Below are 24882 nucleotides of genomic sequence, written 5' to 3' on the forward strand. Positions count from 1 at the left end.
TAATAGGTAATACTGAACTATGGCAACCCGCGATATCATAACGATAAATGTTATAAAAATATAATGGAAGTGAAATATGATGAAATTCGAAAAAATCAAACAAGAAATTATGGCTGACCCAATGAATGAATCCTATACAAAAATGGGAATTCCACCATTATTTAAAGCTTCTGTAGATGCTCGCATTGCCATAGTCGGGCAAGCACCGGGACGTAAAGCAGAAGCAACTCAATTGTTTTGGAATGATTTAAGTGGTGACCGTTTAAGAGATTGGATGGGAGTATCTCGCGAAGTATTCTATAATACGAATCGCATCGTTCATTTGCCTATGGATTTCTATTATCCAGGAAAAGCGAAAACCGGTGATGCCCCACCTAGGAAAGGCTTTGCAGAAAAATGGCATCCACGTTTACTAGATGAGATGCCAAATATTGAAATCATGATTCTAATCGGTAGCTATGCACAGAAATATTATTTAAATAAAAGACGTGAGAAAAGTTTAACTGAAACAGTGAGAAATTTTCAAAAATATTTACCGGAATATTTTCCACTGGTTCATCCTTCTCCTTTAAATCATGGCTGGTTGAAACAAAATCCATGGTTTGAAAATGATGTTTTACCTGTTCTAAAAGAAATTGTGGATAAGAACTTATAAGGAATCATTAAAACTACAATGGGAAAAGACATTTGGGACACAAAAACAATTCAGAAGATAGGTTTTACAAATGATTCCCAAGTTTAAAGGATGTTTCAGAATCGCTGAAGCGTGGTATGATAGTTGTCAAAAAAAATGTAGATAAATGGATAAATGCTTTGAAACTTCTAGATTATTGGTGTATAATGGAATTGGCAAGAAAAGTCAATGGAGCAGCTTAACCACGCAAGCGAGAAGCATAGTAAACTTGAGGATAAAGATGTACGGATTGTTTACCATCCGCCCATGACCTGCGGCTTCGGTCAAATAGTGTGACTATAGTTACAGCATAAATTCAATATTCTTTAAAGGAGAATTAAAATGAGCAAATACGAAAACGCGATGAAACTTATGGAGGAACGTTGCGGAAATGGTAAAGAAGAAGTTATTGCCCTTGGGACAATATCACTATCTCCGAACGCTTCCGGTAATCCCCGCCCTGCTGTCCGTATGGTTTGCGCTTATTATGAAGACGGCGTATTTTATGTTTCTACCGACGCAAAAAAAAATAAAACACTGCAAATTGAGAAGAACAACGAGGTTTCCGTCGCTGGGTTAGATTGGTACACTTTCCAGGGCACAGCTGAAAATCTCGGTTGGGTCAAGGACGAGAAGAATGCGGAAATCAGAGCGAAATTTAAAAGAATCTTTGACTGGTTCGATGAAGTTGGCGACGAAGACAATCCGAACTCAATCGTTCTGCGTATCACTCTCACAGAGGGTACTATTATTGATAATGAAAAAAAATATGGTGAACGGCAGTATGAAGTTGATTTTATCAATAAAATGGTGAAGTAAATAAATTCATATATGATAAGCATAATGTGCACAAGTAAATAATAACCTTACGAGTTTGTTGCATTATGTGTTTAAAATAAGTATGACGTGTAATAGCAGGCTTTAACGTTATCGTAAGAAAGCATGTTTTTTTATGTCCACTATCAGAATATAGCAACGAATAAGTAAGGCATCCTACGCCCAAGTTTTATAGTATGCCTTGCTTATTTTTATTAATTTTAGTTCGGACAAATTTGTGCACAGTTTATCAAGAGAATGTCAAAGAAATAATATATTATTTAACTTGTGAGGAGGTGAGAATGTGGATTGGATGACTAGTATTCAACAAACAGTAGATTATATCGAAGATAATATTGGAAATGATTTTGATATTGATATGTTGGCAAATAAAATCTTTACTTCCCAATTTTATTTTCAAAAAATATTTACTATTTTATGTGATTGTACTGTAAGTGAATACATACGAAATAGACGAATGACTTTAGCTGGTTATGAGATTATAGATTCGGATATTTCTATTTTAGACATAGCATTAAAATATGGTTATGAATCCCATGAAAGTTTTACAAGAGCGTTTACAAGATTTCATGGAATTACACCTTCCGATGCTAGAAAAAATCATTCAAATTTAAAAGTATTCTCATGTATCTCCGTAAAATCTAATATATCAGGAGGTAGAACACTTATGAGTGATATTTCGGAAAGAGGTTATGTTGTTAAAGAAACTGGAGCAGTATACTACACACTAGATATGGATAATACTCTAAAATGGTTTAAAGAAGTATTAGGGTGGTATGGTCAAATTGAAGAAAGAGATGAAAATAACATAGGATTATATGGTTGTGTAAATAATATCCCTATTGAGTTTGAGGCTCTTCATATTGCACCTTTTACTGGTATTCATATGTTTAAGGGTGAGCCATTAAAAATGATGGCAGGTTTTATGTTGGTTCAAGGCGTTGAGCAATTATATCGGTTTGTAAAAAAGAATGGTTGGAATCAGATTACAGAAGTTAAGGAGCAACCATGGGGTGGTAAAACTTGCTCTATAACAACAATCGATGGGAGCATTTTGACTTTTTTTGAATAATGCGTTTTAATAAAAGGGCACGGCCAGTTTCTGGGCGTGCTTTATTATTAGTGTTATGGAACCTATCAGTTATTTCATTCGTCTAATCATAAACGAATAAAGAAAGGGGAATTTTTATGAATTTTGGTTTTATATTGATTATAATATCCTTAGCAGTGATTATAATAACTTTCATATTAAATCTATTGTTTAAGAATAAAAGATATGTGAAATATATACCGGCAGTTGTATTGTTTCCTTTTATGATATACAATTTTATTACCATGTATAGTGTAACAAGCGAGAACTTTGAGTCATTAGGCAGATTTGTAATGGGGATTTTATTGCTAGCTGCATGCGCAAGTTCTCTTATTGCTTCGATCACTTTCGATATTACTCATAGGATTATGGGTCGAAGGAAATAAAGTTATACATTTCCTCCGACTATTAATATGAGGGTTTTACTTATTTTAAAAAAGGAGCAAATGGAAATGGGAAAATATGAAGCAGAGAGAAACTTTTTAAAATCTAATTTTTATAAATTGAAGAGTATTAAGACTGATAAAATGAAGGGATTGCCGCAGCCAGAAGGAATAAAGCGGTATGATCCTGATTCAAAAATAATCAACCTACCTGCCGTCAGTGCTGATATTATAAAAAAACAGGACATTTTCCAATGTATCAAAGATAGGAGAAGTATTCGGCATTATAGTGAGGAAGCCATAAGTCTTGCAGAGTTATCATATCTTTTATGGGCAACACAGGGTATAACCGGAACAAATAAAGCAGGTTTTACTTTTAGGACAGTTCCCTGCAGCGGAGCAACACATACTTTTGAAACCTATCTATTCATCATGAATGTGGTTGGCTTAGAGAAAGGGATTTATAGATATTTACCAATAGAACATGCGTTAATGTTCCTGTTTCCATCAGAAGATGTAGATAAGAAACTAGACGAAATTTCATTGGACCAGCCTTTTGTTCCTCATTTTACAAAAAAATCTGCATTAACCTTTGCATGGAGTACGACACCTTATAGATCGGAATGGAAATTTGATGTGTCAGCGCATAAGAAAATATTAATCGACGTTGGACATATTTGCCAGAACCTTTATTTGGCCGGTGAATCTCTGGATTTGGGCGTTTGTTCTATTGGCATATATAATCAGGAGGCGGTTGATAAACTCTTGCAATTAGATGGGGATGAAGAATTTATCATATACTTAGCAGCCGTTGGTAAAAAGAAATGATGTTGTGGCAGATGACATTCGTTATTTTTGAAGATAACACCCTAAATTTAATTGTACAGATGAAAAGCAAAGGCATCAGGATGATAAAGTCCTGGAGCCTTTGCTTTCATAGGCGTCAGGCTAAATGGAACAATAATACCGATTTTCTTTAATGTTGTGCAAAATGAACAGTCTTATAGAATTATCAATGTATTCTAAAATCTTATTCTTTTCGAAACCACCTATCAGTAGCTTCTCTTGCTTCCTCAGACAAAATATTGTTATAGACTTCACTGTGCAGCCATGCTAAAGTTTTTTGTTCCAGATATTTTTTCATTTCATTTTCTGCATTATTCATAACAACTTTAATCAGACAAGGACATTTTGTATAGGAATCAGGTAAATTATTTTTATCTAATAATATATTGTTCTGCCTTATTTCAGCACACTGAAAGAATGGCTCATTTCCTTCTACAGCAACAACGACATCCCAAAAGGTTATGTCTTTGGGGTCACGTGCCAAAGCATAACCTCCCTTTACTCCAGATACAGATTTGATGAGCCCGAATTTACTAAGTTTTGCATATACTTTTGATAAATAACTTTCAGAAATTCCTTGAAATGTTGCCAGATCTCTAATGCCAACAGATTTGTCTTTTTCAATATTTATCATATATAATAAACAATGCAGCGCGTATTCGACTCCAATAGATAATTTCATTCAGTCAACCTCCTTATAAAGTGCTATGTTATATCATATATGATTATGTGAATGAATACAAGACATAAGTTGTCGACAATTATGAAAATGCTATTGACATTTCTAATTGAGTAGTATAATATAATTAACGACAATATAAATCGACGATAATAAAAGTCGACAATAGGAGGATAAAATATGTTTACAGAAAAATTTTTAGAAGTATTAAAACAGGAAGGGGTTGTATCCATTGTTACATGTGCTAATAATGAAGCCCATGTAGTAAATACATGGAATAGTTACTTAGAAATTGTTGATGATAGTAAACTTTTAATTCCAGCAGCAATGATAAAAACAGAGACAAATATTAATGAGAACCCACATGTAAAACTGACTTTGGGCAGCAAAGAAGTAATGGGATATAAGTTTATGGGAACAGGATTTTTGATAGAAGGAACAGGCAAATTTTTAAAAGAGGGTGATTTATACGATAAGATGTTTAAGAAATACCCTTTTCTTACCAGAGTATTAGAAGTGACAGTTGAGTCATGTAAACAGAAATTATAATCACTGTGACAGATAACCGAAAAATCTTAATGCTTCAGTCTAGCGGCTCAGTCTACACCAATCAAGATCGGTATACACCCATTAGAATTCAGCCATTTTTACCTGGAAGCTATGTTAAGGAAATAATGAGATTCGATAGCTTTGATATTGTAAGAACTCAAGGTTCTGCCAACAGGATTATTTACAGAGGAGCAGATTTGATACCCTAAAATGTGATAAACATCTCTAATGAAAAAGGGCGCCGCATTTAGTGCGACAGCCCTTTTTGCAAAATTACTTTAATTTTATAGTAGTTGCTTTGCTGATGAAACTGTTATTTCTAACACTCTACTTAAAAACGGAAACTTTTCCTTCATCATGTCAAATTCTGAACCTGATTCAATAAACTTTGCAGTTCCTACAATTTCAAAACCTGTTCCTTGATAGTTATTACGTCCCATAACATCTCTGGAACCTAAAGTTATTTTAACTTTATTATTTTGTTTTACATCACCTTCTGTACTGTGCATACCAGCAGCAGGGATTAATATTTTTTTATCCTCTGTTACAACTAAATATGAGTTCCATGTACAAGTTACATGTGCTTCCTCTGCTCCCCATGATACGATAGAAACTACACCTTCATGTTGTAATACTTCATAAAACTTTTCTGTAAGCATTATATGGCCTCCCTAAAATTTATTATATAAATAATAATGTTTTTCATATAATAGATTAAACAAAAGCAATAAAAATAATACGTGAAATATAAGATCGATTCATTTACACCGTACTCGAGAGATTGGTTAAGACCCAGACTTTTTATAATAGCTTAGGAATTTGGAGTGATATATGAACTAGTACGTAAAATTGTATATTAAGATTAAATTAGAGGAGGACTTGGTAATCCAGGTACCTCCCTTTTCCATGATATAGACTGATTATATTTAAAGTTGGAATATCTTTAAAATTAATATGCTTATATAATGATAACAAAGTATTATCTTGTTATGTTAAAGTACTACGATGAAGGTATGTAAATGAAAAATGTCAGGATTACACCGGCTTTCCCTAAAGATAAGAGTTAATAGAACTAAGGAATGCACCTTACTATTCATACGGATGTCACTATTAGACACATTATGTCGAATTGGGAATATATTATTAATGCATAATAGAATTCTATATTAATGCAAAAATATCATAGAGAGGTGTTAGTATGAGCTTTAACAGAAATGAATCCTTTAGAGGGCATGGCTTTTATTCTTCATGGGACAGTTCAAGGAGCAATATTGGCAGATCATTTAGTAGGTCCAACAGCAGATTTAATAGCAGGTTTAGCAGTAGATCGCTAAGCAGGTCAAGAAGCAGATCAAGAAGCAGATCAAGAAGCAGATCAGATAGGCGTTTTAGAAGATCTTTCTAATTATGTGTCGCTTATGGGCCTTCATCTGAAAAATAAGAACGGTAATTTAGATAAATATTACGAAGAGAACGATACAATTGACATTTATACCATTCAAAAATTATTGGGTGAGGGGAGATATGGAATAGTATATCTGGCTGTTGACGAGGATAAAAATAAATATGTTGTAAAACAACTGAAGAAAGAAATGATTAAAAAAAGTAAAGATAAATTATTTTACGAAGAATTGTGTTTAAAGAAGTTACAGCATCCTTATTTCCCGAAGTTTATTTCAAGGTTTAAAGATAAGGACAGAGAAGGTTATATACTTGAGTATATAGAGGGGGAAGTATTTGAGGATATCTTACGAAAGAAAAGATATCAATTCAACCGTGAAGAGATTTACGAGGTCTGTGGTCAGCTGCTTGATATGGTGGAGATATTGCATAGCTGCAATATCGTTCATAGAGACATTAGGCTGCCGAATATCATAAGAAAAGATAATAAAGAGCTTTCGCTCATTGATTTTGGTTTGGCTAGAATAATGGATAATGATCACTACACGAAGGAGATAGATTACTGGTATATAGGTGATTTTTTAATTCATCTATATTACACAACCTACCAAAAAGTAAGTCGAATTGATAAACCATGGTTTAAAGAGCTTGATTTGAAGCCAGAAGAAAAAGTATTCTTAAAAAAACTTATGGGTATTGAAGAATCCTATGAAACTATTCATGAAATCAGGCAACAGTTGAATAAAATTAAGAATAGTAATAAATAGAGAAACCATGTGGTTTAATATTCCCGGGATATTAAATCCCATGGAATCTCTATATCCTGCTGTGTTTTGGATCTATTCATGCTTATTAAAGATCATTGGAAAGAGGGATATTAATGATACGTTTAGGGGAGATAATAAGATTTTATCCGGATAGTTTTCGAGCAAACATATTTACAACAAAACCTTTTCGAATGATTGGCCTTATTGATGTAGCGATACGTTATTATTATGGGATTGAAAGAGTAATTCTGGCTTTCTATAGATCCTCTGGTACCAACAGCGGCAAAACTCAGGGATTATGGTATCCTATCGTTGGAATTAAGATAAATTCAGGTGAATTTACAGAGTTTACAAAATACATAAACTGCGTACTTACGGAAACTACTGAGGGTGGATATGCAGATAAGGGCTGGTTGGCAAAATCACTTTTTTTCAGTGGTAATAAGGACGGAGCAGAATTAAGAGGCTTTTCCTGCGGAGTTCATAGGGACAGCTTATATGCAATAGGAAAGAGTCTTTGCTGTCTTTATGAAAATAACAAGTATTATCTTATAGAGGAAATGGATGCTGAATTCATCAATTCAATGGTGACTTTAAATAGCAAGCTCTATAATAATATACATACGCAACGAGAGAATTACGAACAATTCATTTATGATGTTTATATAGGAGGCTAAGGTCTGTTCATTAGTTTTGGAAATGACTATGGAACTTTTGCCAAAGATAGTGTATATTAGAATGCAGCAGCCCTATTGGCAGTAACAGAGCTCTATGATGAAATAATCAATTTAAAAGTATGATAAGGAGATTTGTTTGTTATGACACAGTTTACCGAGGAAGTCCTAGTAATAATAAAGAGAATACCATATGGGAGAGTTATGAGCTACGGACAGGTTGCAAGACTTGCAGGAAATATTAGAGGTGCGAGGCAGGTAGTCAGGATACTTCATTCTATGTCTGAGAAGTACAATCTCCCATGGCACCGGATAATTAACTCCAAAGGCAAAATATCAATCACGGATCAAAGATATGCAGCTATTCAAAAAGAACTTCTTATTTCGGAAGGAGTAGAAGTATCTGAGGACGGATACATAGATATTTCTACATATAGAGTATGAGCTTAATACTGCCGTTGCTTTTGGCGGCACCTAACCCGATGCCGCATTCATACCGCTATTCAAAGAGCAAATTAGCTTGCTAAACTGATAAGTTTGTTTCACAAGGGCTCAAACACCTGAGTTAGAAGCCGGCATTTGCTGTCAATGCCAATATTGGACATATTACATCCCCATACTCTCATACTTCTGGATACCCCTGTAAAAAATAGTTTTGGCAAGCAGGAAATATAAACCGGTTGCGGCAAATACAATCAGGGTATACAAGAAAATATGTTCTCCCCGGAGGATTAAAGCCGGGACAAAGCCCACAAATCCCGCCGGAATCACAAACAATAAAACAAACTGCATCCAGCCCGGATAGATAGTGACAGGATACTTGGCGTACTCGCCGACACTATAGATAAGAAAGGTCGCATTTGTCTGCTCTCCTTTGCTCCAAAAGACGCTGCATGCGCCGATCAGATTATAGGATAGGCGTATCGCCGTACCGGTCAGGGTAAAGATCATACAAAGGAAAATGGATAAAGGTGATACCCAGTCTAAGGACACCAATCCCACACCAATGTTGAGAATACCCATAATCAGAACACCGATACCTTGGAGGCCGATCTCGTAGGACAAAATCTGGTATAACGGGGAAATCGGCCGAGCCAGCATAACATCAAACTCACCACGGAACACAAGGGCGGGGAGGTGCCAGATACCGTCCACGAAAATACTGGTCAGGCCTTCGGAGGCGCACATGAAACCCAAAATCAGGTAGAGTTCTCCCTCCCGCCACCCGGCGATATCCGGGATGTTGCGATACAGTACGAATACGATCCCCATCATAAGCGTTCGCATCAAAATCCCGGAAAAGACCATCATCCAGAAATTAACCGGGTATTCCATCTGGGTTTTTATGTATTGAGCTTTAAATTGAAAAAATATTTTCAGCATATTTCAACCTCCGGCAAAAGTCAGATTTTTACGGATTTTGGCATACAGCACCTCGTGCAACACCAGGAACACAGCCGTCCAGCCAATTTGCAGTCCAAACGTTACTGGCAGCGGCAAAGGTGTGGCCTCGCCTAAGAACAGGGAGATTGGTGTCTGCAGCATGAGGGGGAAAGGTGTAGCATAGCTTACTGTTTTAAGCCACCCAGGGAACATGGAGATGGGGATTAAGGCTCCGGAAAAAAACTCGGTTAGAGCGGTTCGGGTCCAGCTAAGGCCCAGGTGACTGGTAGTGAAGAAGCACAGCAGGCTAAAGCAGCTGACCAACATCATCCGCAGAAGAATACCAAACAGTAAGCTCAATAATGCCAGAGGTATTGCTGCCGGCGAGGGCAGGGCCAGATGGCTTCCGAATAAGGCGAACAGTAACATTGCTATCGCAAAATTCACCAAGGCCTGGGGCAGCATAGAACCCGTAAGCCCCGCCAGGCTCTGGTACAAAAAGGGTACGGGCCGCATGCACCGGGCTACAATAAGGCCGGAGCGAATCTCTCTGGAGATATTGTTCTCGCTGGACCAGGTCAACAGGTTGTTTATGGCAAAGGCCACAATGATGTACGTGTACATCCCTGCCCGGTTATAGCTGCCGATGGTACCGGTTTCGCTTAGATTATAGAGAGACCGCCACAGCATAAACTGGCCGCCCAACAACACTAAGGGTGAAAACAGATTAAGCAGAAAAGCCTTTTTATAGAACAGGGCACCCTGTAGATACAATCCCATCAACTTATTAAACCGCCTCATGATTTGGCCCCCTCAGTGAAGATTCGGGAGACCACATGGTCGATACCCGGCTCTTCAATCGTAATATCCTGAATGTCAAAGCAGCGGGAGACAATATCCATCATCTCACTGGAAGTATGGCTGCGAGTATCGAACGTCAGCTTTGTAGTACGGTCATCAGGCTGTACCGCAATATCCGCAGCGATAGCGGTGATATCTCCGGTTACCCGCCCTTGACCGTAATCAGCCGGGTGGTGGCGTAGTTGCTCTTCAATTCCGACAAAGAACCATGGTAGAAGATTTTCCCTTTTGACAGCACCAGTGCGTTATCGCTGATTTGTTCAATGTCATCCAGGTCATGGCTGGTGAGCAGCACAGAGATGCCGTTTTCCTGGTTCATTTTTCGGATGAACTTACGGATGGCAAATTTAACGTTAATATCAAGTCCGATTGTAGGCTCATCCAGATACAATATCTTAGGGCTATGAAGGAAAATCAGGCCGATGTCCGCTTTCATCCTTTGCCCTAAAGAAAGCCGTCTGGCCGGAGCATGGAGGATGGGTTCGAGTTCTAACAGATCCGTGACCATCTTCATGTTTTTTTCAAAGAGGTTGTTGTCTAGTTTGTACAATACCTGGATAGCCCGGTAACTTTCGATAACGGGGATGTCAAACCATAAATTCGTCTTCTGACCAAAAATAACTCCGATTTTACGGAGATAAGCCTCGTGGTGGTGCATGGGGTTTCCGTCATAGACTTTTACGCTGCCGGAGGTGGGATTCAAAATACCCACCAGCATCTTGATTAAGGTGGATTTGCCCGCGCCGTTTTCACCGATGCAAGCTAAGGATTCACCTTCCTCCATAGTAAAGGAGATGTGATCCACAGCGGTTTTTTCCGCCCACTCGGTTTTAACAAGGCTTCTCAAGGCTCCTTTTAAACCGGGCTGTTTGATATTCTGGCGATAGACTTTGGTTAAGTTTTCAGCTTGGATCAATGGCATTATAGGGATACCTCCTCATCTTTATTTCTTCTGTAAAATGGATGTGGAACCATTACAATTTTAAGTACTTCGGTAATTACCGATAAATTCACCGATGATTATATATTCACATTGTACTAAATTAGCTTCTTTTAATAAGATATATATGGTCATATTTACTTGAATATAGGATACATTACCATAAAAGGAAACTACTGTCAATAAATTTGAAAAAAATGGTAAAGCTAAATTCTGAACTATAGTTTTCGGAGGATTTGTATTGTGAAAATTGAAATTGTAGAGTATAACTCGGATTGGGTAAAAGCATTGGAAGAAGAAAAAAGAAAGAAAAAGACTTACCATTGTAAAGTGTTTTGGAAAAATAAAAGGGAATAAGGGAATAATGAAATTTAGAGGATAAACAAATGGATTTATTAGATTTAATAATTGATTTTCATAAGTGATCTGATAGAAATAGGAAGGGAGGTTTTAGATATGCAGATAGATAAAATCGTTAAATCGATATCGACAGTCCGGGGCGTTATGGCAATTGCCCTTGGTGGTTCTCAAAGCAGAGGCGAAGCGGACAAACAGTCTGATTATGACATAGGAGTTTATTACGATGCAGATATATTGGATATAACGGCTCTGGCGGAGTGTTTGAAAGAACTGGATGACGGACATAAAGACGACCTATTAAATGCCCCGGGTCAATGGGGGCCGTGGATTAACGGAGGTGCGTGGATTACTTTCAATGGTATGCCCGTTGATATACTTCTCCGCGATATAAAAAGAGTTGAAGAAGTTTTGCAGGACTGCATTGAAGGAAAGATAACGGTTGATTACCAGTCAGGTCATCCCTTCGGTTTTATCAATACGATATACGCTGCCGAAACTCATTACTGTAAGCCCCTATGGCAGGATGAATCTGCACTGCTTAGCAGACTGAAAGCACTGCTCTACTCAAAGGGCGAATACTCGCCACTCATGCGAGAAGCTGTAGTAAGAAAATTCTTGTGGGAGGCATGGTTTTCCCTTGCTTGTGGACGCAAGGCGGCATTTAAGGGTGATATCAACTATGCCATAGGTTCGGTGTTTCGGGCGGTTTGTTCCTGGGTTGAAGTATTGTATGCCTTAAATAACCGCTATTTAATGAATGAAAAAGGAGCTCTGAAATGGGTAGATGGTTTTAAAATGAAACCGATCGGTATGGAAGTAAAAGTAATGAATCTATATAAGCTTTTTGTTGCTGAAGAAGCAGAGAAAGCTTATCAAATTCTGGATGAGCTGCATAGTGAGATTGAAACATTATCAAGTGGAATATAGTTGGTTCATTCCAAAACTCTATAGGCTGATGACCACTAATCCAGGAGAACAGGCGCAGATGCAGGATAACGATATAAGAAACGGTTGGCTGTACTTACGGCCAACCGTTTCTTATATATATGATGAAAAAATATTACTGCCATAATCGCGCTCATCATTACAATCGTCCTCATCCCTCCGCCGCTGACAAATGATTTCGCAAGGAGAGTACATTTGCTGCAGTACACATCGTGTGAACATTACGGAACAATTTCAAAAATCGTACCTTGATTAAAATCAGCCACTTTCGTAGACCCATAGACTCCTAAATATAGCCTGGTTTGATCCAGGTTGGTTCCCAGACCAACATAATAAGAGGATTGGGATCCAAAATCATAATCGGTATCAATAACACTATAATCATCAAGGTTACAATCTGATCTTACCCTGGCATAAGCCAATACGCCTCTGGCCGGCTGCGGAGAACTTTCATTCCGAGCCAGATCAGTGAACACAATGTTTCCCGTTAATTCAGGGATTGCATTCCCCATATAGGGATGGACTCCTGTTAACGCGGTTCCTCCGAACTTATCAGGCCGGGGATCTTGATGGAAATAACTCACCAGAGGCTGAAGCCGCTGTGCGCAAGTTCTTACGGTATCCTCGTAATAAGCCAAGGTTTTCTTCGTCAAAGCTGTATTTGAAGGACAGCTTCTTATGACCGCAGTGGGAAAAGCACCTTCCCAGCCCCGCCAGCCAAAGTTGACAAAGCCTTCCTGATCAGGCACTGCCTGCATGAAAGAAGCCTGAACAAGCTTATCCACCGGGATCGGTTTGTAATCAAGGAAAGAAAAAATCGATTCTACCAGATCCTGTCCCACATTCCCTATGTATTTGATGTAATTGTGAAAAAACTTCTGAAATGAAATGCCTGATATATTGCGAACCCCTTTGGCAATCACCGCAAGGGTTTCCTGAACAGGTACGGGAAGCTCATGAAAGCGTGTAATAACAGGCGGATTATCGTTAAAGAGATTTTTATTTACATCAATTTCAATTATTTTACCAAAAAACTCCATGTTATTCTGGCTTAAATGAAACGGATCGTAGCCTGATCCGCCGTCTCCGGTTGTAAGAATGAGCTTTCCTGTCTCGGGTGAAAAGTTCAAGCTGTTGATACCGTTATGATTTGCAAATGGTCTTCTGAAATTCAGTAAGGTCCGTCGCCTTTGAGGCTGTACCCTGGGCTGCCAGATCCATTCTTCAACAGTATCAATATGATCATATTGAACTTCTCTGTTATCCCAGGTTCGATGTAAGGCTGCAGGGTCGCAGGGATCAGGTGCAGTGGGTACAGGATGGATACCAGGACCTTGTGATCCGGCAACGGAATAGTGAAGATAAAACAAGCCGTTATAACAAAATTCGGGATGAAATGCCAGTCCCAGCAATCCCCGTTCATCATATCCGCCGGATGTAGTGCCTAACTGTAGGACAAGCGGGCGGATATCCAGAAAAGTCTCTATCGTTCTGTCTCCTATATAAAAAATCTCTCCCAACTGAGTTGCAATAATCAGCCGTTCAGCCCTGTCACCCGGAAATATCGTTGTCTTTAAAACTGTGGGTAAATTTATGTTACGCACAGTAGGTCTTAAATGAACTTTTACCTTTACCAATGTCTTTCCCTCTTCTATTGTTTTTTATAAAATATGACCGGAACCGTTCTATTAGTACAATATTGATGCGGGTAGGACAGCAATTCATTTCTTGAAAATTGAATAAAAAATGACGAAGAATGAAATTTATGACAAAAAAATGTCAATTCGGAACATAACCTACATCATAGGTTACAATTCATCTATAATGATAAAAAATAGCTACGAAATAAATACAAACCAGAATAAAAGGAGAATATTATATGAATGTTTATTCAGTAAAGAGCACCTCTCCCCCCCACTTAGAGTGTGACTCTTATTTTTGATTAGAGCAGGCTTCTTCTCAGCCTGCTCTTTACCAAGGTTATGGCATTGCCTGAATATAACCTGATTTTAAACTCCATAAAGTGCAGAATAATGGAATGAAAGCAGAAAACACAGAGGAGGATATCTCAGATGAGAAGTTTTAAGAAAGGTAACTTTCAGCTAAAAAATATGAAAATAGGTCAAAAACTGAGTACCACATTTATTATTATAGGTATTCTTTTTATGATTACGATTATCGGAAATTTTATAAGCAGGTTAATTAGTTCATCGAATTTCACTTCCTACCATAACGGACCTTATGTTACCAGTACTGCTGCAGTTCGCTTGCAGCTCGGTTTAGAGGAGATAGAAAAGAGTATTATTCTTTTATGTACAACAGAAAGTTCCGATGAAAATCAACAATACAAACAGGATGGAGAGGATGCAACAGTTGTTGTCAACCAGGTAATTACAGATTTGGATGAGCATTTAATGCTTCAGGTAAACAGAGACAAGCTGGCTAAAATACGTACTGCTTTGAGTGATATCCAGGAAGACAGGGATCAGATTGCTGCCTTAGGCGTGAACAACAAGAATAAAGAAGCTTTGGCCCTGTATAAGGAAAAAATCATACCGGTATTCGAAGAAGTAAGGAGCATATCGGACGAAATAAAGAAGTCAGCAAATGATTTGGGAAGTGAATTTTATAGCAGCAGCAAAACTTCCGAACGGAATGCCTATATTTTATCGGCGGTTTTGGCTGTCGTATCCATTACAATTATGATTGTTTTATGCCTCTATATTATTCAAAGCATTACAAGGCCCTTAAAAGAAATAGAAGCAGCTACCAGGCAGCTTTCCACCGGAGACCTGAATGCCGTGATTACATACCAGTCTGAGGATGAACTTGGCTCTCTGTCAGACAGTACACGCTCGCTGATTGAGATGCTTAATCAATACATCCATAATATTTCCGATGTGCTTGGCCGGATGGCAGATAGTGACATGACCGTTACGGTTGACCTGGAATATTCAAAGGACTTTGCGCCAATTAAGGTATCCATGGAAAATATTCTCTCCTCTTTAAATAGCATACTTTCAAAGGTCAGCCAGGCCTCCGTACAGGTAGCCGCCGCTTCTTCGCAGGTGGCTTCCAGCGGCCAGATGCTTGCTGAGGGTGCTACGGAACAAGCCGGTACCATTGAGGAACTGACTGCTACCATCACAGATGTCTCCGACCATGTAAAGCACAATGCGGAGAATGCACAGCAGGCCAATGCAATGGTTGCCAAAACAGGAGTGGAAATTGAAAATGTGAATCGTCAAATGAAACAGCTGGTATCTGCGATGGACGATATATCAAGTACCTCTGACCAGATCCAGAAGATTGTAAGAACCATTGATGAGATTTCACAGCAGACAAATCTGCTGTCACTGAACGCCTCCATAGAAGCAGCAAGGGCAGGAGAGGCAGGAAGAGGTTTTGCCGTGGTTGCAGATGAGGTTCGCAAGCTTGCCACCATGTGTGCCGAAGCAGTTAAGAATACCACCATACTGATTGAGAATGCCGACCGCGCCATAGGTAAGGGAATGGAGATGGTCAAAGAAACTGAAAAATCCCACCAGGTTATGGCGGAAGAAGAGGCACAGGTTATTCAATTGGTTAATGAAATAGCGGATGCTTCTGTAACACAAGCTGATTCCATCAGCCAGCTTAATATAGGTATCGAACAGATTTCAGCAGTTGTACAGAATAATGCTGCAACTGCAGAGCAGAGTGCTGCCGCCAGTGAAGAACTGTCGGGACAGGCAGAGACCATGGCTCAGCTCATCGGTAAATTCCGACTGTCAGGAAGTACCGGCAAAACAAATCGCTGACTCACCTTTAGATAGACTCCTATAATATGGCACCTGCACCTTCCCATTCTGATTAGTCTTAAAAATATCTGACGTTTTAAATCTTATTATTGAAAAAGAAAACATACCAGCAAGTTATCGGAATAAAGGGAAGGTTCCAGCAAGGCCGAAGAATAGTGATGCAATGCACTTGCTATTTCCAATGATTAGGAAAGGATTAAGGGATTATGAACCATAGAGAGAATAAAATTCTTTTAGAAACAGGAACCAATGAGCTGGAGGTGTTGGAATTTGTTATTGCAGGGGAGTATTTTGGTATCAATGTAGCAAAGGTCAGAGAATTGATACGCTATCAGACTGTTCATAGAATTCCTCATTCCCAATCTAGCATCGAGGGTATTATACGGTCCAGAGATGAGCTGTTTACTGTAGTAAATCTCGCAAAATTTTTGAATTATCATGATTCAGATAGCCCGGATCAGGATATATTAATCATTACAGACTTTAATAAAATGAGCATTGCCTTTCATGTTCATCTTGTCGCAGGAATTAACAGGATTTCATGGGAGATGGTTGAAAAACCCAGTTCGGCGATCTATGGTAATAGCGAAGGCTTAGTCACCGGCATTGCTAAGCTGAAGGATCGGATTATCACCTTGCTTGATTTTGAAAAAATCATGTATGAAATTTATCCATACTCAAATATAGAAACAGGCAATATTGAATTCAAAGAAGAGTTTGAAGATAATAATGACGGGATGCGTATCCTGATTGCTGAGGATTCTCCAATGCTGAACAGAATGATTATTGATGCACTGCATGAAGCAGGATATCATAATATTATTAAAACCTCCGATGGGAAAGAAGCATGGAATTATTTGCAGAGCATCAAAGATAAACCGGATTATATCACATGTGTGATTACTGACATTGAGATGCCGCAGATGGACGGGCATCATCTGACAAAACGTATCAAAGAGGACAATATATTATCCGCGATACCTGTAGTCATTTTTTCATCCCTGATTTCGGATGAAATGAGAATCAAAGGCGAAAAAGTCGGAGCCAATGCCCAACTGTCAAAACCTGAGATAGGCCAATTGGTTCAGACAATCAATCAGATTATCCGTAAGGAATCAGAATAAAAAGTCTGAATTAATAAATCTGAATAAAAAATCGATGAATATAAAATCCATCGATTTTTTGCCATATTCTGATATTATAGTTCTAAAATAAACAGCGAATGGCAAGATAGATTACCCCTGATGGTCAATCAGATAATAACAGCATGCCGTATTTCGAATGAGGGATTGAACAAATGGTAACAATATTCTTATGCGATGATAATAAGCAGACGATCAATAAATATGATAGCTTAATTACGTATTTGGCAAAAAAAAACCGGATCACCTTCACACTTTCAACCTATGAAAGTGGCGAGGCATTATTATTTCATTTGGCCGATTCCCCTAATCTGGCAGATATCATCTATCTGGATGTTCTGATGGGAACGTTGAACGGTGTAGATACAGCTAAGCGGCTGAGAGAACTGGGATGTGACTCCCAGATTATTTTCCTAACCACAAGTGAAGACTATGTATTTGAGGCATTTGATGCTTCCCCTGTTCAATATCTGATCAAGAACTCTACATCAGTAGAACGGTTTGAAGAGATATTACTTCGGGCTATCTCACGTGCAGAAGGAAGAAAAACGGAGATGTTTGTATATGAATCAGGTGGTGTCCGTAAGGTAATACCCATGAAAGAAATCTCCTATTTTGAGATATGGAAGCGTTTGGTGAAGGTTCATACAAAAAATGGTGAGAGTGTTGAATATTACGGTACCATGGAGCAGTTGGAAAAGCAGATGCAGGACAAGGATTTCCTTAGGGTACACCGATCCTATATGGTCAATTTACAGTATATTGGTAAATTTACAAGGCCAAGCCTGATTCTGAAAACAGGGGAGGTTATTCCCATTGGCGTAACCTATGCCAAGCTGGTAGACCAGGCTTTTTCAGAATATATCTCAAGACTTAGTATTCATCGGTAACAGAGGAGTTAACAATGCTGATAATAGCTTCCATATCGATAATCGCTTATAATTTAACCTGTCTTCTGTATTTTAAAAGGCATTTTCAGTCGAAGCGAAAGCATTGGATTTATTATGCCATTGCAGTAACGATTAATTTAGCCTGCAGTTCTGCCATGGATAGGTTAAACCTCCATCAATTGGGGGTTATTGTTATCATGGCATCCTTTATGCTGGAACTGAAGCTGCTGTTCCAGATGGATATTTTACGGATATTGCACGGTGCAAGTGCATATATTATTGTTTTTTACAGCAGCAGAGGTATGATTGTATCCCTCTTTTCCATCTTCCAACAGGAAAGTATTAACGGAGTGCTAAATCTGGATCATTATTACTACATGATAGCCGCCATAGCAGGATTGATTGGGGTATTCTTTGTTCTGCTTGTCAGAAGGGTAATCGCTCCCGATACCAAGACAGAGCCATTATTTCCTCATACCAAGGCATTACGATCAATTGTTTATTATCAGTTTGCAATAGTTGTTTATATGCTTCAGTTAAATGAAGGACGTTTTTTGGATATCAATGCCCTATGGTTTTCTCTTCACTATCTGGCATCCTGCGCAATTACCTTAGCGTTGCTGGCTTTTATCTGGAATACGATCGTCCAGGTGACCGGGTTGTTGGAATATGAATTGAACACCAAACGGCTGCAGGAGCAGCTGGAGTGCCAGATCAGCCATTACAATTCCTACAAGAAATTCACAGAGAGTTACCGGATATTCCGGCATGATTATGGGAATGTAATGTCAGCAGTAAAAATATTAATCAAAAACAATGAAAATGAAAAGGCCATTAAACTGCTGGATGAAATACATGATACCATGCAGAAAAATGTCCTGATGCATAAAACCTATTCCAATAATGTACTTCTGGATGCCATCCTGCAGGATTCAGCTAATACCTGTGAGGAGCACAATATCAGGTTTGATGCAACCCTTCATTTATTTGAAAGCTTGATACTGTCTGATCTGGATATAATACGTATCTGCACGAATATCCTGAATAATGCAATTGAGGCCTGTGAAAAAATTCCACAAACCTCTGACAGATTTATCAAGGTTACCGGTAGTACAAATCCGGATTGGTCCTTTATCGAAATAGCTAATTCCTTTAACGGACAGTTAGAATATCAGGACGGTGAGCTTGTAAGTACCAAAAAGGAGAAAGATTTCCACGGCTATGGCTTGACAATCATTCGAAAAACCATTGAGGACACCGGCGGTATGGTATTAATTGATGCTGATCAGGAAAAGAAAATCTTTTCGCTGAAGCTCCATATTCCCAGAAATCAGCAATTGCGAAACCCGTCGTGATAGAATCTAATTACCGGGTATGAAGAGTACCTGCCCAATCATGAGAACATCGCTGGTAAGGTTGTTGGCAGCTCTGATGGCGCCAACGGTGGTATTGAATCTCTGTGCCAGTAGCCAAAGGGTATCGCCGGAGCGGACGGTATAAGAAAATCCGGGAGTTGTAGTTTCCGTGGAGGGTATCAGCAGCACCTGTCCGATCATGAGAACATCACTGGTTAAATTGTTGAGGGCTTTGATGGCGTCAACGGTGGTATGAAACCGCTGTGCCAGTAGCCAAAGGGTATCACCGGAGCGGACAATATATTCGATATATCCGCTTTCAGGACCGGGTTCCGGAAGGGGTGCATTCTCCCGGATACCCCAGTAAGTATCATATAGAGCATTCCAGGTGGAGGAACCTACAATACCGTCCGAGGGCAGTCCCATCACCTTTTGAAAGGCCATCACAGCCTGTGCAGTATCATTTCCAAAGATACCGTTCTGTGTCACGGAGGGAACGGTAGGATAAAATGCACTGATAAAGCTTAAAATATATTGCAGAGTTATTACATCAAAACCTCTTGAGCCTAACATGAGAACAGAACTGGGGGGACAGTTCCGATTCCCAGTGAGGTGCCCTCGCTGGTTAGCTCTGCCAGTTTTGTTACGGCAACATAAATGGACGAAATCTTATTCCAGGTTGCCTTTCCTACAACACCATCGGCAGTCAGATTAAAGATACTCTGGAATTTCGTTACTGCGGCTTTTGTGGTATTGCCGAATTTACCTGGTTCATCGGTTATCACCGGAATAGCTGGATAGTTGCGCCTGATCCGGTTCAGATAAGTCTGTATGGTCAGCACATCCAGACCTGTACTGCCTAATTTTAAGGATGTACCCGGATAGGATACTACAATGCCTGTAATAATATTGGTTTGTGAAATTTCGATATCATCGGGGTAATAATAGCGCAGTATCTGTATCGCTGATTTTCCCTGGTTCGACAAGCTTACGGTTCCCCACTGAGATAATCCGGCACAGGTAGCAGTGGTGCCGTTGCAAAAGGATGTAAAAAATGGTGCGATCTGATCCTGGCGGCGGACATACTGGTTGAAAATCCGGTCAACAATAACACTTATGGACTCGTATATAGTTCTGCCGTATACAAAGTATTGGTCATAGGCAGTGCTATTTGTAATATCAAAATTATATCCCCGGTTTCTGTACCACTCCGTAAATACTCTGTTCAATGCAAATGTAATGATGGCATAAATATTAGCCTCCAGCGCTGACTGGGGCCAGGTGGGGAATATTTCACTGCTGGCAACATTTTTTACATAATCGATAAAGGGTACCTGAACATTGGAGGCATCCGAGGCAGGAGTACCAAGGTGAACGGTGATTGGATTGGGAATGATAACGTGGCGAAGAACAAAGGGATCAATGAGCGGACCTGCCTGATTGCGCGGTTCTGTCATTTCCACGGCATGTTTTCCTATATATACTGTAAACGTCATCGGTGTGGTCTGTCTTTCCAGCATAGGTATTAATGCCACCGGTTGAATTGCATTCTCACCGTCAAAAATTTGTACATCAACGATATGTAAATTATTAAAGCCTGGTGCTTCTACATCCAATTGATAGGTAGTATATGGTGTACCGGTATAATGTGGATCAAGAGACAATTCCCGGTCCGCCGCTTCCAATGATATCTGTTGGGTCTGCCCGCTTTCATCAGTGATAAGATCGTATAGTAAGGTACCCTCCTGATCTGTGATTTTAATCCTTGCACCGCTGATAGGCAATGAATTTGTGGAGGTACGGACTTGAATGATTAGATTACCTCTCCCCATATCTTGCTTCCTTCCTAAATGACTTGCCTTATAACAATCAAATAAGACAAGTTATTTTTATAAGCGTTCATAATTAATTTTATTCCGTATCCGGGTAAAGTATACTTCCGGTTGGAGCCATTCATTGAACTTTATTTGGAACAAAAAACTGACAATTAAGTACGGTAGTAGCACAAATTTTTTTCATAGAGTTACATTTTAATAGTGCAGGTTTGGATATATGCTCTGCCTTGATAACAGAAAAGAAAGCTGATTGGCCCGAAGATGTACCAATATAAAACCCTTAAGAAGAAAGAAGAGAAAAAGGGATAGCCGGTTTCCGGCGGATACGAAAGATAACTGCATTGTATAGTCAAGATAATTCTTATCTATTTCTCATTCTTCTATATTCGAAGAAGATCATGTTCAAGTACCTAACAACCCATGGATTACTTTTGAGGAGGAAATACATTGTTCGAAAAGCTTGATATACTTGCATCAAAACTGGCAAATCAACAAACAATCCGGGCGCTTCGCAAAGGATTAATATATATGATGCCATTGATTTTAATCGGCTCTATTATTTTGGCACTGATTAATCTGCCCATCCCGGCTTACCAGGAATTTCTGATTCGTTTGTTTGGGGAGGGCTGGAAAGAGATTGGTCTGTCAATACATAAAAGTACTCTTAAGATCATGGCGATTTTAACATTAATTACGGTCAGCTATGCCATCGCAAGGGAAAAGAAACTGGTAAAGTCCGGTGAAGTCAATTCTATCATTATAGTAATAACTGCATTTTCCTCATTTTTTGCATTTAAAGATAATACAGAGTTGATATTAAGTGAAAAGGCGGCGGGTTCAGGCGGAATGTTTGAAGCCATAATCATATCCATACTGGCATGCAAACTGTTTTGCTTTTTGTATCAATGCTGTGACCGTGTTTTGCCTTCGAATCTAATGGATTATAATGGAAGTGCTCAGATCAGGGCTTCTTTTCGTGCAATAATCCCTGGGATGTTTACCATTTTATTTTTTTGTGTTGCAAGAGAATTATTTGAGCTGATCGGCCTGAATGCTATCAAGGCGATGCTTTTACAGGACTTATATAAAAATTGGTTGACGGGTCATAACTATTCTTCTTCAGTAATCATTCTTCTTCTTACTCATATTTTATGGTTTTTTGGTATACATGGAGGTAATGTTGTCATAGATGCGCTTTCAGAAGCAACACCGGTTGTAAACTCTGGAGCAGCTATTACTATCTTAACCAAAGAATTTTTTGATACCTATGTTTACTTGGGAGGTGCCGGCGCAACCTTAGGGCTGCTGGTGGCCTTATTACTGTGCGGGATAAAAAGCGGAGGAAACAAATGGTTAAAAGCTTCGTTATTTCCTACAATTTTTAACATAAATGAATTTATGATATATGGGTTGCCTATCATATTTAATCCCTATTACCTTATTCCGTTTTTGCTGTCTCCCATTGTTTTAAGCTTAACTGCATGGGTATCTGTTCGAATGGAATGGGTGCCTCCGATAACACAGGAGGTTGCATGGACAACCCCTATTTTTTTGTCCGGTTATCTCAGTACGGGGTCAGTGGCTGGGATTGTGTTGCAGGCAGTGAATTTGGTTTTAGCCGTATTGATTTATATTCCCTTTGTCCGATTGCAGAAAGGAAGTCATCAACAAACCTGTTTTACGGTTTTCGCTAATCTGGTCAATGAAATTAATTATATTCAGGAGAGACAGCAAAATACAATCCTTAACCGCCACGACGAAACAGGTGTTCTCGCCCGTGAATTGATGAATGAGATGAAACACGGACTGATGAATGATTGTGTTCCGATGCATTTAGAATATCAGCCAAAAGTAAACTACAAGGGTGAAGTTATGGGAGCGGAAGCTCTCTTAAGATGGAATCACCCTATTTATGGCAATGTATCTCCACTGATCATATTAAGGATATGCGATGAGGCCAACCTAACCAATGAATTGGGAAGGTGGGTGATGAAGCAGGCCTTCCGTGATTTTGAGCATTGGAGTCAACAGAAGTGTGATAAAATATGCCTTTCTGTGAATTTGAGCCCACGGCAATTGCAGGAGGATGCTACTCTGGTTCAATATATAAAATCCTGCATTGAGCTTTTTCACATTGATCCCGGTTTTATGGAATTGGAACTTACGGAAAATGCCACCATTGACCTGAGTGCTTCCACCCAGAATAAACTAAAGCAAATAAGAGAGTTTGGTATGAATCTCTCCATTGATGATTTTGGGATGGGACATAGTTCATTGTTATACCTCTGTAATCTATACACAAATGTGGTGAAGATAGATGCTTCCCTGATACACAATGTCAGCAAGGATGGATATTACGGACTGATTATTAAATCCATTCTTTCCCTCTGTGATCAGTTGAACGTAAAGGTTATTGCAGAAGGTGTGGAGACAAAGGAACAGGTGGAGATTCTGCATGAACTCGGATGCCGGTATTTCCAGGGTTTTTATTTCAGCAAGTCACTAACTTCAGACAAGTTCCTGGAATATGTTATGGAGAATGGTTGTATACAGAAACAGGAATAATTGCCTTTATTATTCCTGTTTCTTATATACAAATTTTGCTGTTATAAAAAGTACCTATCTTACATAATATAAGAATAATCGATTCTCTAAACTTTCCAGGATTTCTTTTGGTACTTCCCGTATCTTGAAGAAGCCCGGGTGATCCAGTTTCCCAAGGGAGAATACCTGGTTGTTACAGGAGAAGGAAAGACGGCTGAGGAATTAAACAACAAGCTTGCCGGACTTGCCTTTGGACAAGCCTTGCCGGAAGCAACAAATTATGCCTATGTCGGCGGACCAAATACAGCGGTGGAGATGGGTTTAAGAAACGGCTTACTTGTAGGTGAGATGTGGATTCCTGTTGTCAGGAAATAGTAAGATAAAGGAGGAATGGAAATGTCCTATATCGTTGATTTTAATCAGGTATCGACAACCGGTTTGGAGTCTTCCCCTGTTGCAGAAGCGCTTGCCGGTTTACGGGCGAATGAAGCCCGTTACCTTATGAACAAATATAAGCATGAATTTACAGTTGTACCGGCAGAGGAGAGCCGGGAGACCCTGGAATATGTGAACCGGATTTTAAAAGAAGAACGTAATATTGAATTTGCGGCGAACCCTTTGGAGACATCGCGCTTTCAGGTAGAAAATATCAAAATGGCTTATATCTTTTATGAGGATGGCTTGGAGGTCAATGTTATGTATACGGTTGACGATCCGAAGAAGAGGGCGGTTGGTTTAAAGCTTTCGGAGGGGATGGAGGTGCCGAAAGAGTTAGAAGATAAGTTTAAGTTTGCCAGGCAGAAGTCGAAGCTGGCCGGAACCATTCGCGGTTCATTTTTTGTAATTAAAGGAGAGTATTAAAGTAAGTAAATAGCTGTATAGCTCCTAAGGGTATGAACTATTTTGAATCCCCTTAAACCGCCTTGTA

General features: G+C 39.1%; 24 protein-coding genes. 16 read left to right on the forward strand and 8 right to left on the reverse strand.

The features are described from left to right. The first annotated feature begins 76 nt into the window (after window positions 1-76). The 4 genes from Ana3638_RS12530 to Ana3638_RS12545 all read left to right on the forward strand — a co-directional run bounded on the left by Ana3638_RS12530 (window position 77) and on the right by Ana3638_RS12545 (window position 3811). The gene (locus tag Ana3638_RS12530; RefSeq protein ID WP_330587556.1) at window positions 77-655 is read left to right on the forward strand and encodes a uracil-DNA glycosylase family protein; all 579 of its coding nucleotides are present in this window, start codon (window positions 77-79) and stop codon (window positions 653-655) included. Window positions 656-1015: 360 nt separating this feature from the next. After that, a complete protein-coding gene (locus tag Ana3638_RS12535; protein ID WP_161838328.1) occupies window positions 1016-1492 on the forward strand; it encodes a pyridoxamine 5'-phosphate oxidase family protein in 477 nt (158 codons plus the stop codon). Between the two features lie 310 nt (window positions 1493-1802). Next, window positions 1803-2582 carry a helix-turn-helix domain-containing protein gene (locus Ana3638_RS12540; RefSeq protein ID WP_246241132.1) on the forward strand — a complete coding sequence of 260 codons (780 nt, stop codon included), beginning with the start codon at window positions 1803-1805 and terminating at the stop codon, window positions 2580-2582. Between the two features lie 470 nt (window positions 2583-3052). Next, window positions 3053-3811 carry a SagB/ThcOx family dehydrogenase gene (locus Ana3638_RS12545; RefSeq protein WP_161838330.1) on the forward strand — a complete coding sequence of 253 codons (759 nt, stop codon included), beginning with the start codon at window positions 3053-3055 and terminating at the stop codon, window positions 3809-3811. 202 nt (window positions 3812-4013) lie between these two features. Here the strand turns inward: Ana3638_RS12545 and Ana3638_RS12550 are convergent, their stop codons facing one another. Further along, window positions 4014-4511, reverse strand: a complete 498-nt coding sequence (locus Ana3638_RS12550; RefSeq protein ID WP_161838331.1) for an Rrf2 family transcriptional regulator — start codon at window positions 4509-4511, stop codon at window positions 4014-4016. A 177-nt stretch (window positions 4512-4688) separates the two neighbouring features. On the opposite strand from Ana3638_RS12550, the gene Ana3638_RS12555 reads away from it, so the two are divergent. Then, entirely contained in the window at window positions 4689-5057 is a 369-nt protein-coding gene (locus Ana3638_RS12555) for a pyridoxamine 5'-phosphate oxidase family protein (RefSeq protein ID WP_161838332.1), read from the forward strand. A 284-nt stretch (window positions 5058-5341) separates the two neighbouring features. Here Ana3638_RS12555 and Ana3638_RS12560 read toward each other — a convergent pair whose 3' ends face one another. Further along, window positions 5342-5716, reverse strand: a complete 375-nt coding sequence (locus tag Ana3638_RS12560) for a pyridoxamine 5'-phosphate oxidase family protein (protein WP_161838333.1) — start codon at window positions 5714-5716, stop codon at window positions 5342-5344. A gap of 759 nt (window positions 5717-6475) precedes the next feature. Between Ana3638_RS12560 and Ana3638_RS12565 the strand changes: the two genes are divergently transcribed. From Ana3638_RS12565 to Ana3638_RS12575, 3 genes are all read left to right on the forward strand, one after another. Beyond that, entirely contained in the window at window positions 6476-7225 is a 750-nt protein-coding gene (locus Ana3638_RS12565) for a protein kinase family protein (RefSeq protein WP_161838334.1), read from the forward strand. 113 nt (window positions 7226-7338) lie between these two features. Then, complete coding sequence (locus Ana3638_RS12570) at window positions 7339-7902, forward strand: hypothetical protein (RefSeq protein ID WP_161838335.1); 564 nt, start codon at window positions 7339-7341, stop codon at window positions 7900-7902. A 141-nt stretch (window positions 7903-8043) separates the two neighbouring features. Further along, window positions 8044-8343 carry an MGMT family protein gene (locus Ana3638_RS12575; protein WP_161838336.1) on the forward strand — a complete coding sequence of 100 codons (300 nt, stop codon included), beginning with the start codon at window positions 8044-8046 and terminating at the stop codon, window positions 8341-8343. A 162-nt stretch (window positions 8344-8505) separates the two neighbouring features. Here Ana3638_RS12575 and Ana3638_RS12580 read toward each other — a convergent pair whose 3' ends face one another. The 3 genes from Ana3638_RS12580 to Ana3638_RS12590 form a co-directional block, all read right to left on the reverse strand. Then, entirely contained in the window at window positions 8506-9282 is a 777-nt protein-coding gene (locus tag Ana3638_RS12580) for an ABC transporter permease (RefSeq protein WP_161838337.1), read from the reverse strand. 3 nt (window positions 9283-9285) lie between these two features. Continuing rightward, a complete protein-coding gene (locus Ana3638_RS12585) occupies window positions 9286-10083 on the reverse strand; it encodes an ABC transporter permease (RefSeq protein ID WP_161838338.1) in 798 nt (265 codons plus the stop codon). A gap of 202 nt (window positions 10084-10285) precedes the next feature. Next, a complete protein-coding gene (locus Ana3638_RS12590; RefSeq protein WP_161838339.1) occupies window positions 10286-11065 on the reverse strand; it encodes an ABC transporter ATP-binding protein in 780 nt (259 codons plus the stop codon). 474 nt (window positions 11066-11539) lie between these two features. Between Ana3638_RS12590 and Ana3638_RS12595 the strand changes: the two genes are divergently transcribed. Next, window positions 11540-12370, forward strand: a complete 831-nt coding sequence (locus tag Ana3638_RS12595; protein ID WP_161838340.1) for a nucleotidyltransferase domain-containing protein — start codon at window positions 11540-11542, stop codon at window positions 12368-12370. Between the two features lie 239 nt (window positions 12371-12609). Here the strand turns inward: Ana3638_RS12595 and Ana3638_RS12600 are convergent, their stop codons facing one another. After that, complete coding sequence (locus Ana3638_RS12600) at window positions 12610-14025, reverse strand: PQQ-dependent sugar dehydrogenase (protein WP_161838341.1); 1416 nt, start codon at window positions 14023-14025, stop codon at window positions 12610-12612. Window positions 14026-14460: 435 nt separating this feature from the next. Here Ana3638_RS12600 and Ana3638_RS12605 point away from each other — a divergent pair, with 435 nt between their 5' ends. From Ana3638_RS12605 to Ana3638_RS12620, 4 genes are all read left to right on the forward strand, one after another. Beyond that, complete coding sequence (locus tag Ana3638_RS12605; protein ID WP_161838342.1) at window positions 14461-16188, forward strand: methyl-accepting chemotaxis protein; 1728 nt, start codon at window positions 14461-14463, stop codon at window positions 16186-16188. A 206-nt stretch (window positions 16189-16394) separates the two neighbouring features. Further along, on the forward strand, window positions 16395-17312 hold the full coding sequence (locus Ana3638_RS12610) for a chemotaxis protein (RefSeq protein WP_161838343.1): 918 nt from the start codon (window positions 16395-16397) through the stop codon (window positions 17310-17312). Between the two features lie 173 nt (window positions 17313-17485). Beyond that, window positions 17486-18220 (forward strand): LytR/AlgR family response regulator transcription factor, encoded by a 735-nt coding sequence (locus Ana3638_RS12615; protein WP_161838344.1) that lies wholly within the window; start codon window positions 17486-17488, stop codon window positions 18218-18220. 14 nt (window positions 18221-18234) lie between these two features. Next, the gene (locus Ana3638_RS12620; protein ID WP_161838345.1) at window positions 18235-19575 is read left to right on the forward strand and encodes a sensor histidine kinase; all 1341 of its coding nucleotides are present in this window, start codon (window positions 18235-18237) and stop codon (window positions 19573-19575) included. Window positions 19576-19581: 6 nt separating this feature from the next. On the opposite strand, the gene Ana3638_RS25185 is transcribed toward Ana3638_RS12620, so the two are convergent. Both Ana3638_RS25185 and Ana3638_RS12625 read right to left on the reverse strand, forming a co-directional pair. After that, window positions 19582-20148: a peptidoglycan-binding domain-containing protein gene (locus tag Ana3638_RS25185; RefSeq protein ID WP_246240178.1), complete on the reverse strand. Its 567-nt coding sequence runs from the start codon at window positions 20146-20148 to the stop codon at window positions 19582-19584. Continuing rightward, window positions 20142-21407: a peptidoglycan-binding protein gene (locus Ana3638_RS12625; RefSeq protein WP_246240181.1), complete on the reverse strand. Its 1266-nt coding sequence runs from the start codon at window positions 21405-21407 to the stop codon at window positions 20142-20144. The genes Ana3638_RS25185 and Ana3638_RS12625 overlap by 7 nt, the downstream gene beginning before the upstream one ends. Window positions 21408-21857: 450 nt before the next feature. Between Ana3638_RS12625 and Ana3638_RS12630 the strand changes: the two genes are divergently transcribed. From Ana3638_RS12630 to Ana3638_RS12640, 3 genes are all read left to right on the forward strand, one after another. Next, window positions 21858-23975: an EAL domain-containing protein gene (locus Ana3638_RS12630; protein WP_161838346.1), complete on the forward strand. Its 2118-nt coding sequence runs from the start codon at window positions 21858-21860 to the stop codon at window positions 23973-23975. 138 nt (window positions 23976-24113) lie between these two features. Continuing rightward, window positions 24114-24329 carry an effector binding domain-containing protein gene (locus Ana3638_RS12635; RefSeq protein WP_202621489.1) on the forward strand — a complete coding sequence of 72 codons (216 nt, stop codon included), beginning with the start codon at window positions 24114-24116 and terminating at the stop codon, window positions 24327-24329. A 21-nt stretch (window positions 24330-24350) separates the two neighbouring features. Further along, window positions 24351-24815 carry a phage tail protein gene (locus Ana3638_RS12640; RefSeq protein ID WP_161838347.1) on the forward strand — a complete coding sequence of 155 codons (465 nt, stop codon included), beginning with the start codon at window positions 24351-24353 and terminating at the stop codon, window positions 24813-24815. The last annotated feature ends 67 nt before the right edge of the window (window positions 24816-24882 follow it).

It is taken from the genome of Anaerocolumna sedimenticola (genome assembly GCF_009931695.1).
Classification (GTDB): Bacteria; Bacillota; Clostridia; order Lachnospirales; family Lachnospiraceae; genus Anaerocolumna; species Anaerocolumna sedimenticola.

Excerpts from the sequence above, each read along its gene's own strand:
- Ana3638_RS12530 (WP_330587556.1), top strand. The coding sequence starts at position 77 with ATGATGAAATTCGAAAAAATCAAACAAGAAATTATGGCTGACCCAATG.
- Ana3638_RS12535 (WP_161838328.1), top strand. The coding sequence starts at position 1,016 with ATGAGCAAATACGAAAACGCGATGAAACTTATGGAGGAACGTTGCGGA.
- Ana3638_RS12540 (WP_246241132.1), top strand. The coding sequence starts at position 1,803 with ATGACTAGTATTCAACAAACAGTAGATTATATCGAAGATAATATTGGA.
- Ana3638_RS12545 (WP_161838330.1), top strand. The coding sequence starts at position 3,053 with ATGGGAAAATATGAAGCAGAGAGAAACTTTTTAAAATCTAATTTTTAT.
- Ana3638_RS12550 (WP_161838331.1), bottom strand. The coding sequence starts at position 4,511 with ATGAAATTATCTATTGGAGTCGAATACGCGCTGCATTGTTTATTATAT.
- Ana3638_RS12555 (WP_161838332.1), top strand. The coding sequence starts at position 4,689 with ATGTTTACAGAAAAATTTTTAGAAGTATTAAAACAGGAAGGGGTTGTA.
- Ana3638_RS12560 (WP_161838333.1), bottom strand. The coding sequence starts at position 5,716 with ATGCTTACAGAAAAGTTTTATGAAGTATTACAACATGAAGGTGTAGTT.
- Ana3638_RS12565 (WP_161838334.1), top strand. The coding sequence starts at position 6,476 with ATGGGCCTTCATCTGAAAAATAAGAACGGTAATTTAGATAAATATTAC.
- Ana3638_RS12570 (WP_161838335.1), top strand. The coding sequence starts at position 7,339 with ATGATACGTTTAGGGGAGATAATAAGATTTTATCCGGATAGTTTTCGA.
- Ana3638_RS12575 (WP_161838336.1), top strand. The coding sequence starts at position 8,044 with ATGACACAGTTTACCGAGGAAGTCCTAGTAATAATAAAGAGAATACCA.
- Ana3638_RS12580 (WP_161838337.1), bottom strand. The coding sequence starts at position 9,282 with ATGCTGAAAATATTTTTTCAATTTAAAGCTCAATACATAAAAACCCAG.
- Ana3638_RS12585 (WP_161838338.1), bottom strand. The coding sequence starts at position 10,083 with ATGAGGCGGTTTAATAAGTTGATGGGATTGTATCTACAGGGTGCCCTG.
- Ana3638_RS12590 (WP_161838339.1), bottom strand. The coding sequence starts at position 11,065 with ATGCCATTGATCCAAGCTGAAAACTTAACCAAAGTCTATCGCCAGAAT.
- Ana3638_RS12595 (WP_161838340.1), top strand. The coding sequence starts at position 11,540 with ATGCAGATAGATAAAATCGTTAAATCGATATCGACAGTCCGGGGCGTT.
- Ana3638_RS12605 (WP_161838342.1), top strand. The coding sequence starts at position 14,461 with ATGAGAAGTTTTAAGAAAGGTAACTTTCAGCTAAAAAATATGAAAATA.
- Ana3638_RS12610 (WP_161838343.1), top strand. The coding sequence starts at position 16,395 with ATGAACCATAGAGAGAATAAAATTCTTTTAGAAACAGGAACCAATGAG.
- Ana3638_RS12615 (WP_161838344.1), top strand. The coding sequence starts at position 17,486 with ATGGTAACAATATTCTTATGCGATGATAATAAGCAGACGATCAATAAA.
- Ana3638_RS12620 (WP_161838345.1), top strand. The coding sequence starts at position 18,235 with ATGCTGATAATAGCTTCCATATCGATAATCGCTTATAATTTAACCTGT.
- Ana3638_RS25185 (WP_246240178.1), bottom strand. The coding sequence starts at position 20,148 with ATGTTAGGCTCAAGAGGTTTTGATGTAATAACTCTGCAATATATTTTA.
- Ana3638_RS12625 (WP_246240181.1), bottom strand. The coding sequence starts at position 21,407 with ATGGGGAGAGGTAATCTAATCATTCAAGTCCGTACCTCCACAAATTCA.
- Ana3638_RS12640 (WP_161838347.1), top strand. The coding sequence starts at position 24,351 with ATGTCCTATATCGTTGATTTTAATCAGGTATCGACAACCGGTTTGGAG.